The following is a 15,518-nucleotide window of genomic DNA, read 5'->3' as shown; positions in this document are numbered from 1 at the left end:
ATAACATTTTCCATTCAACTAAACTGCCACGTTGGCACAAGTACACTTCTTTACAATCTTAACGAAACAATTAATAAAGTCGTTTAAAACAACTTTATTATCTCTGTACATATGTCACCCCCGTCTTTTGGTGATGAACCATCTTATTTCCAAAAATACATTTTGTTGTAACAAAATAGTTGAGATTAATAATGTTACAAATTACTTTTGATACAGTATTTTGTTACAATGAATTCAAGAGTTATGAAGCTCATTATTTTTAAATACAAACGTGACATAAGCGTTCGTTTTTGTTACAAGACATAGACCGATTATAATAAAACAGGAAAACTCACAAAGTACTTATGCCTGTGGGTGATGAAGGGAATGTGTACGAAATTGAGTAAATCAAGTGAAATAAGTAGATTTGAAAATAGATTCTCAGAAAATGTGATTGAAATAGCAGCTGTCACAGGGGCATTAGGAATTGGTGCATCAAGAGGCGGTGACAACATTTTGTGGACTGCTTCAATTGATTTGATTGCGTGGAAAGACTTACATAACAATGAAACGATTACAAAAGAAGACATACGACTCGCATGGTTGGTTGATGATGCAGAATGGAGAAAATCAAAAGACATTTTGACAGCAAATACAGTTGTAATATTACAGGTGCGCAAGTCAGAAAATTCAATGATGCTTGTTAAGGTTTTGGAAACACCATATAAAGATGATGAGTTGGAAATCATCTTACAAGATGCGATGAAACCGGTTTTTTATCATGATGAGATGTTGGGCGAGTTTGAACTTGATAAAAGAGTGAAAACTTTTGAAAAGAGAATGTCTTGGGCTGGTGAAGAATGTCATTTATATTTTGATTGGAATGAAGACAAGCATATGATGAAGTCTGCACTGGAAACAGCACATGCACTTTTCAAGGAGCAAGATGAATGGAACATGAAAATGAAAATGTACGCTGCAAAAGAACTGGTAGAGTTAGCAAATGAATGGCTACAAGATGATGAAGCAGAAATCGACGAAATTACAAAAGAAATGTTCATCGATTCCATCACATTAAGCAGCATAAGCGTTTATTCAGAAGGTGATTTTGAAATATTCTTTTTGGATGGAGATATATTTTGGGGACATTCTATCATTGTAAGCGGAAATATTCATGAGGGGCTCTCTTCGGCTGAGATTGCAGGATAAAGTGAAACTTCCATCAGTAGGGATTTTTCTTCATCCCTACTGATGGATTAGTTGAACCAATCGGGCTCTTACTGCCCTAAAGTAGCGGGATAAATTGTTATACTTTTTGATGTGTACCGATAATAAAGTCGTTTAATAATCTAAGTTTTCTTCAAAAAATCGCGCCCTTTACTTGAAGATAGTGACTTTTATATCTACCAAACTTCTTTATTCAACTCATTTTTATTTGATAAGCTTTTTCAAGAGTTTCTTTTAGGTGTTCACTTCTCTTTGCAATAAAAGAGGTCCAGAATGTCTTTCCAATCTCAGTAAGTTGTTGGGCAGTATAATTATTACTCTCAAACTTGCCCCAACAGCCATCTTTCGTTAGCTTATCCCCAAAAATATAATCAGCAAATTTATTATTTTTGGTAGGTACTTCAGAACCCATGGACTTAACCTTTACAAGTTCTGGACATAACCACATAGCCGTACATACTGATAAGAAACCAGCGTGCCTATCTTTTAATCCTTCAATACCTGCTTCTTTTAAAGCATATTCCCAAGCCAAATGCCGATGAGTAGTAATTAATATGAGTTCTGGGTACTTAAAGTTTATTTGTTTAACAAATGAAGACTCCCAATAAGCTCCTCCGTGTCCATTACATAAAACGAATTTTTTAAACCCTTGTCTCGTTAGATTTACAATTATCTCTTCCAGTATTACTGTTAATACATTAGGGCTCACTGTAATAGTGCCTTTAAAGTTTGCATGTTCTTCAGAAGTGTGTCGGTAATACATAAGCATCTAATACTTCACCAAACGCTTCTGCATACTTTTCAGCAATCAAATTATCTAAGTGCATCGGTAAGTAAGGCCAAACTGTTCGGTAGCACCAACAGAAATTATTGCAATTTCTGTCCCACTTTCCTGAATAGTCTTTGTTGAATCTCTAAAACTTAACATATAAAAAATCCCCTTCTTTCTTCCACCATCCTGCTATTAAAATCAATAACAATCATCGCAAAATTCCATAATTTCCACAATAAGTTATTCAAGAAAATGGCCCGATTGCTGAATAAAAAAAAATCCTGCACATCAACACAGGATTTTGATCAAACTTTTTTACATATTATCAATCTTTATTTTAAACGACCAGACTTTTTTATAAATTATCAAACTTTGTTTTAAAGCCACAGCTACCAATAATAGGACGTTATGTAAATCTCACATGTATATGTTATACAATGTAAAAGAAGATAATTTATATAAGGAGTAATATATAACATCCATTTACCATCTTTGTCTTGTAATTAGAAGAATATGTATACTTTAAGCGATTTAAAATTTGATATACTAAAAGAAAAAATTAGGATGATAGGGCTATGCCAACAAAGGAGTTCCAAGACACAGTACAGCATTTTTCTTCTTTCTTATTAGGTAAAGGAAGAAAACCTTCCACAATTAAACGATATGCCTATGATATTGAGGACTTTGGCCAGTGGTTACAAAAATCTAAAAAGCTTCCATTACAGAATATATGGACGACACTTAATACAGAGGATTATGAAGAGTATTTTAATGATTTAAAGAAGCAACGAAAGTACTCTGATAAAACAATGCATCGTGTCTATATTGTATTAAATAGACTGTATCAGTATTTAGAACTGCCAAATCCATTAGAAGAGATGAAACTTAGTATCCAACCAAATCGTGCGTTACGTGATGAGGATTTTATCTCGAAAGAGGAAGAAAAAAGTTTACAGTATATTTTAACCTCATTGGACGGATTAACCGAGAGGCAAAGCGCTGTTCGTCCTATACTTCAGGATCGAAACATTTCTATTGTACATTTCCTTCTGAACTATGGACTATCACTACAAGAGCTTGTGGGATTACAAATGAAACATGCTCATTTTGAGAACAATACAATCACAGTTCCAGGAATAACAGGGATAGAAAGAACGATTGTATTAAGTGAAGATGATAAAAAGCGATTATTTGGCTATTACAAAATCATTCCGGAACCTGTTCGTCCCAAATATCATAGTACTGACCCACTATTTGTGGCATTTGATTATAATCGAAATACATTTCGTTGGGTATATGAAAATGATGCACCAAAAGCTTTAACGGAAATTGCTGTTCAAAAAATGATCCGACTTGAAGTGGCAAGGGCTAACTTACGTAAAGGAATTTCAGCACAGCATTTACGTAATACTTTCATTCTAAGTTTAATTAGAAAGCAATTATCAGAAGATAAAATTATAAAACAAGTAGGCTTTAAATCTAAAGTTTCGTTAAAAAGATACTATGATTACATCAATCAAAAATAACGGAGTCAGATATTTTTCAAATTCAGTTAACCGAAAAAAAATAATAGAAAAATGAAGGGGAATGTTGCAATGAATAAAGGAGATGCTATTTTACGGTTACTCATGGAAATGAAACTGGAACTAAAAGAAGTAAAAGAACAAGTGGAACAAATGCAAACATCACTGAAAAATATAGAAAAGCAAAATCAAAAAAGAGAAGTTTCTTCAACTGCCACTAAGAAAAAACAGGATTGGAAATATCCGTCCAAAATGGGGTAGCACGCACATTTTAACGTTTTTATACGCTAAGGGATTTTTAAAACTCCATCTCCTCCAAAATATAAAGCATCCACTATGTGAACAATTCATGCTATTATGGTTAAGCTGTATTAATTCAGACTGATATGTAGGTGGAACGAATGGGAAATGAAGAACCTAAACAAGAATACGATCTAAGCAAAATATACACATACAAAGAGTTCCCTGATAAAATTTATCAAGACCTAAATTATAAAAATCCTTAAAAATAAAGAAGAGCACATATTATACATGACTAATATGTGCTCTTCTTTTATTCAATTAAAGCGCCCGCTTGCTTAATAGAAACTAATGTAGATTTGAAATAAAGTTTAATTAAAACCTAGTTAAAAAATTTGATTTCATCATAAAAGAATCCCAATTATTTTGAAGAAAGATTAATCAAAATAATTGGGATTAGTTATTCTATACTACAAAATTTTATAAAAAAGTTTGATTGTTTCAATGATTCATATGTCTCTTAAGCACTCTTCAACGTTTGAGAATTATTCATAATCACAACCCGTGATTCAATTAGCCCAAGTTGTTTTCCTTTAGGAATTGTATAATTTGTCTTTTGTGGTGGTTATCATGATCTGTAAATTCCTTAACAATATATATAAGTGAATAAGGTGTTCCAGTATTCGGACAATGAGTTACACCGTTTGCAGTTAATGGATTTTTTAACTTTTCGGTTGGTAATTCATTAAGCTCTTTTACAAGTAATTCCCTTGTATCTTTTGCTTCTTCAAGAAGTTTTGATTGTGATATGCCTGATTTTGCGTAGTTTGATGCTTTTTTATTATATGTATCAAAATCTGGAAACTCCATTCCCTGTTCATTTTGAACAGATGGGAAGATTTCTGTTAATAGATAATTATCCCAATTCATAATATGGGCTATTATCTCACTTACAGACCATTTACCCTCAGCTATCGGTTTAGACCATAATGTTTCATTGATTTCTTCTAAAGTGCTTAACCAAGATGAATAATGACTAAAATTACTAATAATGTTTTTTACCTCACTCAATTTTCTCCCTCTTTTCTAAGCCTAATCAATATAATTATAACAGAAAATCCCAAATAAACAAACGTATGTTCTTGATGTTGTTTTTAGTTATAAAACAACAATCTTTAAACTCCCATTATAAATAATCAAACTATTTTCAAAATCAATATCAAATCTCGTTAGTGCAATAAGAAAAACCGAAATCTCATCTTTAATAAGATATTTCGGTTCATCTTTTTTATAAACAGTACAACTTTATTTCAAGTCTACAATTTCATATTCACCCTCAAAATCATTTCTGCTAAAAATAAAATTAACTTCATCAGCATTAGGATTATCAGTTAACCGGTTTATAATGTTTTTCCACATTATAAACCGGTCTCTTAGCGTTATATTTTTTAGCTAACAAAATAGAAATTAATTGAGGAAAAATTACCATACAATCTTCAAATGCATTAATAAAATGTGGTTCAATCTTATAAATGAAATTTGCATCATGTATTACTTTATGTCTTATTTCGAAACCTTGCTCTAATACAGTATATAACTCTTGAGAAATGTCTTTTTCTTCTTGTAACCAATATAATAAGAAATTGGGCTTTGTAAAAACAACATCCACTAATGAACCCTCTATAAATTCAGTAATCCGATTTTTACTATCGCTTAATAAGAAGTTTAGAGCGCTGCAAGTTTCATTTAAATCTTGAAAACCTATTAAGATAATTTTTAACAACAAGTGCCATTTATACTTATATACGCTATGTGTATTTCTAGAAAAAATTAGCGTTCTTACAGAAAGAAATATGTTTTTATTCAGGAACAATTAACTATAAGAAAATGAATTTTATGTTATTGCTAACTATAATTCCTGGATAGGGATAACATCAGGTAAATGCGGATTTACAACGGTAAACTTATTTTTCTGATGCTCCCCTTTATAGGTTCACTATTCGCACCAAACATTTTCCTATTTTTATATGAAGTAATGATACAATGCTTATAAAAAAATTTGGTACAATTGTATTATATATTTTTACAATTGTAATAATTATGGATTGGGGCGAGATAATTGGGAGTAAGAATAGCAATATTAGTTGGTGTAAGCGAATATAAAAGTCTAAAAAATTTAGATGCCTGCTTACGTGATGTTGAGGTAATGCATGAACTACTTAAACAAACAAATGAGTATAGTGACATTTTATTTATTAAAGAGAATGTGAATAGTAATCAAGTAAAAGACCAAATTATAGAGTTTGTAAAAAAACATGAAGGTTCTGAAGAAGAAATCGATCAGGTATTTTTCTATTTTACTGGGCATGGGAAGACAAAATCATCTGACTTTTATTTCTTATTATCAGATTATGAAACCACAAAGTTAAATTCTACTTCTTTACAAAATTCAGAGGTAGACAGTTATTTAAGAATGTTAAGTCCTAAATTAGCTGTAAAGGTCATTGATGCATGCTATTCAGGTGCTACATATATTAAAGACGATGATGAACAACTTGTGGAGAAAACTTTAAGTGCATCCGCGAAGAAAAAGGAATTGAAAGACTGTTACTTTATGTTTTCCTCCCAAGATAACGAACCTTCGCTTGCGCAAAGATTAAGTTATTTTACAGAAAGTTTTGTCGAATCAGTTCTTGAGCAAGAGACTGGGACTACAATTAGATTTAAGAATATTACAGACAGCATATCTGATACATTTAGTTCAATATATCAAGATGATCAGACTCCCAAGTTTGTTAATCAAGCTAATCTTACAGAGGAATTTTGCACAGTAACGACTCAGTTAAAGGAACAAGTTGCGAAAAAATTAGAAGAGGTCGGAGCAGTTACTTCAGGAGCTGTAGTAGAAGAAAAAACAGTGGCTACCTTAATTGACATGGTCCAAAAAGAATCAGAAGATTACTGCACAGATTTTTCGGAAATCATTAATGCCGTAGATATAATTGGTCAAGTAGTAGGGGAGTATACACTTCCAGATGACATAGCTGGTATTTATGAACTATCAGTTTATAAAGGGCATATAAATGGAGGAATCCCTGTATCTACTATTGGTAGATATAGATCTGTGCTCGGATTACTTGATGAAAAACAAAGAAATTATTTTGTTGATGTGGTATATGAAGAGGCAGAAGAAGAAGAATCCAAAGGTATTTTCGCCAATGCATTTTTTCCATTTAAGAAGAAAAGGAAACCTATAGATTTAGAAATACAATCTGGGGATATTCCCTTTGATTATATCTCTATTGAATTTAAAGCGAAGTATCCTAGTCTTAAATCTTATAAATGTACGTTATTAATTTTCCTGTCACGTATGAATTTATTAATCATGCATTCTGTCGCACCATATAAGGAAATTGCATGGAATCAATTTGAAACTGACGAAGAAGAAATGAAATGGTTATCAAGAGAAATTAAAATTAAACAAACTCAAACTTTAACAGATAATATTCAAGTAATTTTAATGCAGTGTGCAAATATTATAATTGCTGAACTAGGTGCAAAGTTTGAAATGTCTCGAGCTACTATAAAGTAAAAGTTTTAGAGAATAAAAATATGAGAAAGGCCTAATTCTTCAGCATTAAATTGAGAAATTAGGCTTTTAATATTGAAATTTCCTTAACGTTATAAATCTGCATTTTCCTGACGATACCCCTTATAAATGATTAGGGCATTAATTCAGCAAGTGTAATAGTTCCTAGTTTCTTATGAAAAAAAGAAGGAACTAAAGAAGAATAAACAGGTTTTCCTTTTTTCTTGTTCTTATTGTGATATATCTTGAACCAATAAACAATTGGATATGCCCTTATAAGCGTTTCTTGTCCTAGGTATGTTGTTTTAAGCATGCTATTTACTTGTGAGTCTGAAGGTTCAATTTCAGGTGTTTGTAATGCATTAGCATGAATACTAGGGATATTTTCACAAACTGCTGATTGAGGACTACTTATCATAAGTAAAAGAGAATCATGAGTAGTGCCAAAGGTTCTACAGACCATAGGTCTTTTATTGTATACTGTACATCTTCCATTATTTTCATCTAATAAGGGACAAGGGAATTGGAATCTTTCTGTTTGTTGATATTGTTCTAGGTCTTTAGAATCAACTTTTCTCTTATTCTGAAAACTTGTATCCTCTTCTAATCTCTTGTATAACCCAGGATTATTGATTCGTAGTGAATCTAAATGTTTAAGTGCCTTTGTAAAAACAGCTTCAGCAAACCCTATGCCAATATTACGCATTTCTTCTAAAAGTAATTCGAATTCTAACATTGAAACAGGAAAGACATCATAGCAACAATTGAAACATCCTTTTCCGCAAGGATGATTTTCGAACTCTTCATGTGTTGCTTTGTAATCTGAAATGATGTTATCTATTTTAAGATATTTTTTATAAAGATTTCCGATATAACTATTCGGATCTACATCGTAATGACATTTTTTCTGTTTCTTGCCACTACCACAAAAACATAATTCATTTCTACCCACTTTTATCCCCCTCAATTTTGTTTTTATGTTTTGTTTTCATATCGCTTCACAAGTCGATAAAATGTAGTCTTAGATAGATTAGCTTGTTTCATAGCTTCTACGGCAGTAACTTTTCCTGTCTGCCAGGAATTATAAGCCATGATAAATTCCTCTGTAATCTCTACTCTAGGTCTTCCAAGATGTTTCCCTTGTTTTTTAGCCAAATGGATGCCTTCTTGCTGCCGAACTTTTATCTTTGTGCGTTCCTCTTCAGCAAGCCACGAAAGAATTTGAAGTACCAGGTCTGTAATGAGATTTCCCAAGTTATCTTGATACTTAGTTGTATCTAATAAAGGCATATCGAGTACAACAATATGTGCTCTTATATTTTTTGTAATATCCCTCCATTCATTTAAAATAGCTTCCTTGTTTCTTCCGAAACGATCCAGGGATTGTACATATAAAATGTCACCTTCCCGTAACATCATTTTTACAAGTTGATATTTTTGGCGATTGAAATCTTTACCAGATTGTTTATCAATGAAAATATCTCTGTCATCAATACCAACTTGTTTCATCGCTTCTAGCTGTCTACCTTCGTTTTGATCTTTACTACTTACACGGATGTATCCGAATTTTCTGTTAGTCAATGTATCAGAATCTCCTTCTCTTGATGTTTTATAATACATATTATAACAAATTAGTTCCAAAAGATGTCTATTTTTTAGATACGTTTCAAAAATGTATTTTTGAGGTTTTGGAACTAATATTTCATATGATTTTGGCGGTTCCAAAAGGTGTACCTTTACGAATAACCTCCTGTAATTATTATGCAACTTCTAAAAAGTATACTTAAAATTTGTATATTATCGAAACATGAAGAGAATACTTAAAACTGGAGGTGGTAAAATTTAATGACAGTGCTAACTGAATTATTGTCTAATCGCAGATTTAGTTTAACCATTTTACCGACTGAAAAGTGTAATTTTAGGTGTACATATTGTTACGAAAATTTCGAAGCTAGTAAGATGTCTGATGAAATTATTCAAGGGATAAAAAGATTAATTCTTCGTAGGGTTTCAGATTTGGAATATCTTAACATCGATTGGTTTGGAGGGGAACCACTTGTTGCTAAGGATGTTGTCTTAAACATATCTAAGTTTGTTAAAAAGTTATCTAAAAGGCATCCACAATTAGAATACCGTTCTGGTATGACAACAAATGGTTATTTACTAACTCCTGACCTTTTTTCGGAATTAACAAATTTAAATGTTTTGGACTATCAAATTACTTTAGATGGTCCAAGCGATATACATAACAAAACAAGACTAAAAGCAAACGGTGGGGGGACTTTTGATAAAATTTGGGAAAATTTATTAGAAATCAAAAAATCTTCTGCTCCGGTATCTATATTGATTAGAGTTCATGCTACTCCAGATAACATTATGTTATTAGATCCTTTAATTGAAGATTTACGACAGGAATTTATTTCTGACCCAAGATTTAAAGTATTATTTCGTGCAGTTGGCCATGCTGGAGGACCAAATGACAAGACCTTTGATGTCTTTCCAACAAATCAAAGAGGGCAAATCATAAAGAGTTTAGAAAAAAAATTATATGGCGAAAACTATACCTTTTACGAAGAAAAAAATCCTTATATATGCTATGCATCTCGCCCAAATCACATGGTGATACGTTCAGATGGAAAAATCAATAAATGCACAGTTGCTCTGTATGATAATCACAATCATATTGGTTCATTATTACCTGATGGAACTGTGAAGATTAACCAGGATCGTTTATCCCCTTGGTTACGGGGCATTGAAAATTTAGATTATTCTATTCTACAATGCCCTTTAAAAGGTATATCTGGAATTTAAGCAACATTAAAAATCATATTATTACTTAGGAGGATTCCAATGTCAAAAAATCAAGTTGAGATTGTTATCGATGAACAGGGGCGAATTATAGTTTCAGGTTCTCTTGCAGATACATTAAAACAACAATTACAAATGGAAATTGGGGACCGAATTATACATGAGGGTGAGGTTCAACGAAGCGGAGGACATGGTGGAGGTGGAGGAAGCGGTACAGGACATAATGTCGCTTTAATCTGTATCGGTAGCCATAATAGTGGTTTAATCTGTATCGGTGATCAGGCAGAGTAGATTTAAAAACATCCTCTTTCTCGATATTCGATTAGAGACAGGTCATAAGAATAGACTGTAATGATAAATTAGAACAATAATACTTAACCATTTTATAAAGTCCCAGAACAAAAAATTGTGCATCTTCACTTGGAGATGTCAATTTTTTGTTCTGGGGTACTTCAAAATCTAAGCTTGATGGTGATGGGGTCCTATCCACATTTTAATGAAAATATACGCTAAGCAAATTCGACACGAAAAAACGTTGATTATACTATTCTAAGGGATTCATACAGTCTCAAAAACGTAAGCATTTGAGACAACCAAAATTCACCTTAAAATGTCGTAAAAATAGCATTAACCCCATTTCAAACCCCATCTCTAAATTTACTGTTCATATGGATTTGAAACAATCTATTACTAGGAGGTATAAAGAATGCCACAATTAGCTTTTTTCGTTGCTGGAGTCTCAGAAATTGTCGGTGGCGCGGGTTTATTATTAGCTTGGGATCGGTTCGACCGTGGACCTTCAGCAGCAGATGATATAGATATAAACGGCTGTCAACTCTACGCATTAGTAAATCCAATCATTGGACCAGCACTTCCATTCAAAATGGTGACAAAGGGACCAATCGCTATACCTGAAGAAAACTGCCCTACCTATGCTGATGGCTTCCCCAATCAGGACTTAGTGACTCACTTTGAGATAAAACCAGGAGGTACAACCTCTAGTCACATAGAAGATTTGACATTTGAATTATTTAGTGAATCTACGCGAATATATGGCGTAGCTCCTGAGGGACAAACTTTAAAAGTTGAGTCTGCTGATTGGAGTCTTCTACCGTCAAATGTGTCTTTTCAGGATAGGTTAGAAGTTCAGCCTTGGGAAGATCCTTTAGAGGGATGGGCACAATTAATAAATTCAAAAACTCCTTCTAAAGAAATATGGAGATCACTTATGACTCCAAATGATAATCTAACCTGGTTAGAAATCTGATTGGGTTCTGTTGCAAAGTTACCAAAAACATAGAGAATCATTAAGCATCCATTAGGGTGCTTTCATTTTTATTTCATATAACCATTACTATCGAAGTAATATGTTACCCCGTCAATTACCTTTGATTCATTTGTTGCAAGTCCATAATTTCCAGGAATCCAATACATCCACTTCCCGGCATTAGCCGACCATTCCCAACCTTCTTTCTTAACTAGCTTTCCACCAGGGTTGAATAAGTACCATCTACCGTCTATCTTCAACCAAGGGCTGCCTCCGTTATCATTACACGAACTAGATGATGGGTCAACCATCTCATACCCATTAATATAATACCAATCTACTCCATCTTCACTTTGCACCCAAGCACGATATACAAAATCCCTATCACGATAAAGCCTAAAAGCCCAAGTTTTCCCACACAAATCCGAACCAGATTCCCAATAACCGTGAGTTTCAGCCATATATTTCGGAGTTGCCGCAAAGGCGTTTGTACTAAAAGCTGTGAAAAAAATAAAAATAGACAATAACGATACAATAATTTTTTTCATAATAACTAAATCCTCTCCTTAAAATAAATTACACATCTTGAATATCATACTATTCGGAATTCTAATTGTACACTGAAAATTCAGTAAAATATAGGTACCGAGGTACATCCATCAACTTAAGAAGGAAAATAATGTGGAAACAAAAAGAACTTGTAGGAATCCCTACAAGTTCTTTTTAATCTCAGGTGAATATAAGGGACAAACAAACCATCTTACAGATTCATCATAGAAACTACAAGGGTAATGCTTTGACAATTTTATTATATAACAAATATTAACATCTATAGATTTTAATTTTGAAAATTATGTTAATTAAGAAAACTGAAGGGTTTATCATTTGCTCTTCTTAAAAAATCCATTTAGTTATTTCGTATAAATAACTTTAAATTAATATCTACATAATAATTAATTATCTAAAATATATGTATAGGTAAACAGGGAAGAATTTGTAGCATTCTTACAGAAAGACCTATATTTATGTACGTGATTAATTAATTATAGTAAAATAAACTTCTTGTTATCTCTAACTATAATTCTTAAAAACATGTAAAGCACTGACATTCTGACCATGTATTTTTGAAAGGGTTTGGAATTGTATATTTTTCACAAAAAACAAGATATAATTATTATTGAAGAGCAATTTGTAAGTCCCATCGAAATATGTGGTAAATTTACATGGGATATGAAATGCATATTCGAAAAGAGATAATGCACTTAAAAAAGTGTTCTTATCTCTTTTTTACTTATATAATGAAGAAATCAATTGTTTAAAAAATTTTGGCCATGAATCAATGTATTGAGGTACGGGATTCAATTTTCCATTTTGTTAAATTTCATGTTTATTATATAAATTTTATATAACAAAGAAAAAGCACCCGTTTTGGATGCTTTTAAATCTTTTCTATAATATAAACTAATGTCTTTTTTGATGGTGCATGATAAGAGTAACCTTGATTATTATGAACATATATTTCGTATTTACCCATCACTTTAAATCTTTCTGTTTCAGATTCACCGAACTTTGTTACAGAGTCGCATAAAATAGTTAACTCTATTCTATTATTGCATAATTTCTCCACCTTCCCAATCTATTCATTCAACAGAAAACATAATTATCCTTTTATTCAGATGAACAAAAAGCCATCGCCGAAGTGACGGTACTAAAGAGGATGGGAGAAACAAAGAATCTTCCTAGTTCCTTTTCTAATCGTTCTAACGCATCGACACACTCATTAGCTACGGTAGTTAATTCCTTAATGTTTTCGTTAGCTTCTTTTTTATCTATATCAACTTTCACTGAAACTACATTCCATATCATTTCGAGAAAATTGTATGCTAAGAAGTTTATAAAGGTTGGAATCACTTAACAAGCGTTTATAAATGTTTTCATTCATAGTTATAAACGTGATAATCTTTGATTTTATAGGGAAACAAGTTATGTCCTTAAAAGTATACATTTAAGGATATAACTTGTATTCGTGTTTCTAAAATATATTTTCATGTCTGTATATAGAATTCGCATTGTAGAGATCGTAGAGATTTTAAAGATATAATCTTTAAAATTAGATTTGACAAGAATAGGAAAAAAATATACAATCCAATTAATTGAACGTTCAATCAAAAAAATGAACGTTCAATCAAAAGTGATGAAAAATTTATAAGGTGGTGATTCTTATGGAAGACAGACAATCTTTTATAACAGAAGCAAGAAGAGAACAAATAATTAAGGCCGCTGTTGAAGTTTTAAGAGAAGTTGGGTATGTAAGTACAAGTTTGTCGAAAATAGCAAAAAAAGCAAACATAAGTACAGGGTTAATTTCTTATCACTTTTCTGGTAAAGAAGATTTGATGAACAATACTTTAATGTATTTAGTTGAACAAGAATGGTTATTTATTAATGCAAGAGTTAGTCAAAAACAAGCATCTACAGAAAAATTAAAAGCATTTATCGAAGCAAGTTTAGCTTATCAGGTTATAAACCGAACAAATAATATCGCTTTAATTGAAATAGTTTTTAATGCACGAACACCAGATCATATTCCTTATTATTTACTAGAAGACGATGAAGAAGATTTAATAAAGGGTTTATTACAAGAAATTCTCTTACAGGGGCAGGAATCAAAAGAATTTGGAGATTTTAATATTCAAGTGACCGCAACAATTATTCAAGGTTCGATAGCGGAATCTTTGATATCTTCCCAAAGTAAAATGAGTTTAGAAAATTATAGTGAAGAATTGAAAAAAAGCATATTGAAAATAGTTAAATAATGAAAACAAAAAATCATTTATATATAAGTTAATAGAATGACATAAAAACCCTTTCTTTTTAGGGGAGGACGAGAGCATCTGGCCGTTCACAGAAGCGGTCAGGGCCTTTTCCTAACACATGCGAGGTTTAAAACAAAGAGAGTAAGCCAGTAGCCGCCATGTTGTATTCTGCATATCTGCGACTTATATGTCGATATATAATTCCAAAATATTGTTTATAACTAATTTAATAGAGAGGATAGGTATTATGATAGAGAAAGAAACATTTCTTGGACATAGTAAGTTCGAAAAAGCAATTATTGTTTTAGTGCCCATGATATTAGGCGGTTTGATTGGTTGGTTTCTTCCCATCATTGCCAACTGGATACTAAAACTCCCAGTAGTTCCAATGGAAAAGTTAATTTTACTCATTACATTCTTTAACAGCTTATGGGTTTCAAGTCTTGCCACTGTTATTGGAACAATAGCAGGTTTATTATTAGGCTTTATTATTTTAAATGAGAGTCTCGAAGTCACAATTTCCTACAATAATTTACAGTTAAAATTTGGAGAAAAAGTAAATGTCATTGAGAAACAGGACATTTTAGCAATCTATATAGAAAATAAGCACTTAATTATTCTTGGACAAAAGAGTAATGAATTATATAGAGAAGTTATTGAAGTGAAGAAGGATACTGTACGAGAAGCTTTTAATAAATATCAATATCCATGGAATGAAACGGATCCATTTAGTAGCCAATATCAACGATGGATTTTAGGAAATACTGACTTTTCCGAAAAAATAAATGTATTACTTTATGCTAGAGACCGTGCATTGAAAGAAAAGAAAAAGGCAGATGCTAAATATCTACGAGAAGATTTAGCTCAGTTAGGAGCTGTCATTAGAGACGAAAGAAATGGTCAGTACGTGAGACTTGCCCAAAATGCTAATCTTGATGCTTAGCATTTAACTCGATTTAGATAAGACTATTTTCTATACTCTTTACCAATTTGAGTAGTAATTGTGTGCTATTTTTAATCGAACTTTATTTCAAAGTAGCTGATCTTCCATGGTAATGGATAAAGGAGGCGGGTTTACCGTCTTCTTTTTTTGTAATTTGTTACTGTGTAAATAATCCTTAACGTGGCTATTCTCCGAAATGCTGGCGATGCCTCATGTCCATCAAGCTAAGGATTTGGAATCACCCAAAAACGATAAGTAAGCTTCTTCGTTACAAGAAAGCCTAAAAATTTCGTTCTAGGGGTGCAATAAAACTTTAGCTTGATAGCTATGTGGTGCTACCCCATCGCTATCAAG

Annotated in this window: 16 protein-coding genes and 1 pseudogene; 9 read left to right on the top strand and 8 right to left on the bottom strand. The window is 32.1% G+C overall.

Going from position 1 to position 15,518, the window contains the following annotated elements; all coding sequences use genetic code 11:
* Nucleotides 1-357: 357 nt before the first annotated feature.
* Nucleotides 358-1,188 carry a DUF2262 domain-containing protein gene (locus tag U860_RS0107150; RefSeq protein WP_029952892.1) on the top strand — a complete coding sequence of 277 codons (831 nt, stop codon included), beginning with the start codon at nt 358-360 and terminating at the stop codon, nt 1,186-1,188.
* Between the two features lie 211 nt (nt 1,189-1,399).
* On the opposite strand, the gene U860_RS31260 is transcribed toward U860_RS0107150, so the two are convergent.
* A complete protein-coding gene (locus U860_RS31260; RefSeq protein ID WP_240184460.1) occupies nt 1,400-1,975 on the bottom strand; it encodes a creatininase family protein in 576 nt (191 codons plus the stop codon).
* 578 nt (nt 1,976-2,553) lie between these two features.
* Here U860_RS31260 and U860_RS0107140 point away from each other — a divergent pair.
* Together U860_RS0107140 and U860_RS0107135 are read left to right on the top strand one after the other, a co-directional pair.
* Nucleotides 2,554-3,504: a tyrosine-type recombinase/integrase gene (locus U860_RS0107140; RefSeq protein ID WP_025147962.1), complete on the top strand. Its 951-nt coding sequence runs from the start codon at nt 2,554-2,556 to the stop codon at nt 3,502-3,504.
* A gap of 69 nt (nt 3,505-3,573) precedes the next feature.
* Entirely contained in the window at nt 3,574-3,762 is a 189-nt protein-coding gene (locus U860_RS0107135) for a hypothetical protein (protein WP_025147961.1), read from the top strand.
* Between the two features lie 552 nt (nt 3,763-4,314).
* Here U860_RS0107135 and U860_RS0107125 read toward each other — a convergent pair.
* Complete coding sequence (locus U860_RS0107125) at nt 4,315-4,812, bottom strand: DinB family protein (protein ID WP_025147960.1); 498 nt, start codon at nt 4,810-4,812, stop codon at nt 4,315-4,317.
* Between the two features lie 316 nt (nt 4,813-5,128).
* A complete protein-coding gene (locus U860_RS0107120; RefSeq protein WP_162790993.1) occupies nt 5,129-5,524 on the bottom strand; it encodes a hypothetical protein in 396 nt (131 codons plus the stop codon).
* A gap of 336 nt (nt 5,525-5,860) precedes the next feature.
* Here U860_RS0107120 and U860_RS0107115 point away from each other — a divergent pair, with 336 nt between their 5' ends.
* Nucleotides 5,861-7,333 (top strand): caspase family protein, encoded by a 1,473-nt coding sequence (locus U860_RS0107115; protein ID WP_025147958.1) that lies wholly within the window; start codon nt 5,861-5,863, stop codon nt 7,331-7,333.
* Between the two features lie 130 nt (nt 7,334-7,463).
* Here U860_RS0107115 and U860_RS0107110 read toward each other — a convergent pair whose 3' ends face one another.
* The gene (locus U860_RS0107110; RefSeq protein ID WP_025147957.1) at nt 7,464-8,282 is read right to left on the bottom strand and encodes a YkgJ family cysteine cluster protein; all 819 of its coding nucleotides are present in this window, start codon (nt 8,280-8,282) and stop codon (nt 7,464-7,466) included.
* A 23-nt stretch (nt 8,283-8,305) separates the two neighbouring features.
* Nucleotides 8,306-8,911 carry a recombinase family protein gene (locus tag U860_RS0107105; RefSeq protein ID WP_025147956.1) on the bottom strand — a complete coding sequence of 202 codons (606 nt, stop codon included), beginning with the start codon at nt 8,909-8,911 and terminating at the stop codon, nt 8,306-8,308.
* A gap of 264 nt (nt 8,912-9,175) precedes the next feature.
* Here U860_RS0107105 and U860_RS0107100 point away from each other — a divergent pair, with 264 nt between their 5' ends.
* The 3 genes from U860_RS0107100 to U860_RS0107090 all read left to right on the top strand — a co-directional run bounded on the left by U860_RS0107100 (nt 9,176) and on the right by U860_RS0107090 (nt 11,405).
* Complete coding sequence (locus U860_RS0107100) at nt 9,176-10,141, top strand: radical SAM protein (protein WP_025147955.1); 966 nt, start codon at nt 9,176-9,178, stop codon at nt 10,139-10,141.
* 39 nt (nt 10,142-10,180) lie between these two features.
* Nucleotides 10,181-10,429, top strand: coding sequence for a hypothetical protein (locus U860_RS0107095; protein ID WP_025147954.1), 249 nt, complete (start codon nt 10,181-10,183; stop codon nt 10,427-10,429).
* A 415-nt stretch (nt 10,430-10,844) separates the two neighbouring features.
* Nucleotides 10,845-11,405: a hypothetical protein gene (locus U860_RS0107090; RefSeq protein WP_025147953.1), complete on the top strand. Its 561-nt coding sequence runs from the start codon at nt 10,845-10,847 to the stop codon at nt 11,403-11,405.
* Between the two features lie 68 nt (nt 11,406-11,473).
* Here U860_RS0107090 and U860_RS36290 read toward each other — a convergent pair whose 3' ends face one another.
* The 3 genes and pseudogenes from U860_RS36290 to U860_RS34935 form a co-directional block, all read right to left on the bottom strand.
* Nucleotides 11,474-11,953 (bottom strand): hypothetical protein, encoded by a 480-nt coding sequence (locus tag U860_RS36290; protein WP_240184459.1) that lies wholly within the window; start codon nt 11,951-11,953, stop codon nt 11,474-11,476.
* A gap of 890 nt (nt 11,954-12,843) precedes the next feature.
* Nucleotides 12,844-13,023: pseudogene (locus tag U860_RS36970) on the bottom strand (hypothetical protein); the annotation flags it as partial.
* A 50-nt stretch (nt 13,024-13,073) separates the two neighbouring features.
* Nucleotides 13,074-13,250: a hypothetical protein gene (locus tag U860_RS34935; RefSeq protein WP_162790992.1), complete on the bottom strand. Its 177-nt coding sequence runs from the start codon at nt 13,248-13,250 to the stop codon at nt 13,074-13,076.
* Nucleotides 13,251-13,627: 377 nt separating this feature from the next.
* On the opposite strand from U860_RS34935, the gene U860_RS0107075 reads away from it, so the two are divergent.
* Together U860_RS0107075 and U860_RS0107070 are read left to right on the top strand one after the other, a co-directional pair.
* Nucleotides 13,628-14,221, top strand: a complete 594-nt coding sequence (locus tag U860_RS0107075) for a TetR/AcrR family transcriptional regulator (RefSeq protein WP_025147950.1) — start codon at nt 13,628-13,630, stop codon at nt 14,219-14,221.
* A 247-nt stretch (nt 14,222-14,468) separates the two neighbouring features.
* Complete coding sequence (locus U860_RS0107070) at nt 14,469-15,164, top strand: 50S ribosomal protein L29 (RefSeq protein WP_029952891.1); 696 nt, start codon at nt 14,469-14,471, stop codon at nt 15,162-15,164.
* Nucleotides 15,165-15,518: the final 354 nt, after the last annotated feature.

The sequence above is a fragment of the Bacillus sp. H1a genome, from assembly GCF_000633475.1.
GTDB lineage: Bacteria > Bacillota > Bacilli > Bacillales > Bacillaceae_G > Bacillus_A > Bacillus_A paramycoides.
This window is presented reverse-complemented; position numbering and strand designations above follow the sequence as displayed.

Coding starts and splice junctions, on each gene's coding strand:
- U860_RS36290 (WP_240184459.1), bottom strand. CDS start 11,953: ATGAAAAAAATTATTGTATCGTTATTGTCTATTTTTATTTTTTTCACA.
- U860_RS0107090 (WP_025147953.1), top strand. CDS start 10,845: ATGCCACAATTAGCTTTTTTCGTTGCTGGAGTCTCAGAAATTGTCGGT.
- U860_RS0107135 (WP_025147961.1), top strand. CDS start 3,574: ATGAATAAAGGAGATGCTATTTTACGGTTACTCATGGAAATGAAACTG.
- U860_RS31260 (WP_240184460.1), bottom strand. CDS start 1,975: ATGCTTATGTATTACCGACACACTTCTGAAGAACATGCAAACTTTAAA.
- U860_RS0107140 (WP_025147962.1), top strand. CDS start 2,554: ATGCCAACAAAGGAGTTCCAAGACACAGTACAGCATTTTTCTTCTTTC.
- U860_RS0107095 (WP_025147954.1), top strand. CDS start 10,181: ATGTCAAAAAATCAAGTTGAGATTGTTATCGATGAACAGGGGCGAATT.
- U860_RS0107150 (WP_029952892.1), top strand. CDS start 358: ATGAAGGGAATGTGTACGAAATTGAGTAAATCAAGTGAAATAAGTAGA.
- U860_RS0107075 (WP_025147950.1), top strand. CDS start 13,628: ATGGAAGACAGACAATCTTTTATAACAGAAGCAAGAAGAGAACAAATA.
- U860_RS0107070 (WP_029952891.1), top strand. CDS start 14,469: ATGATAGAGAAAGAAACATTTCTTGGACATAGTAAGTTCGAAAAAGCA.
- U860_RS0107100 (WP_025147955.1), top strand. CDS start 9,176: ATGACAGTGCTAACTGAATTATTGTCTAATCGCAGATTTAGTTTAACC.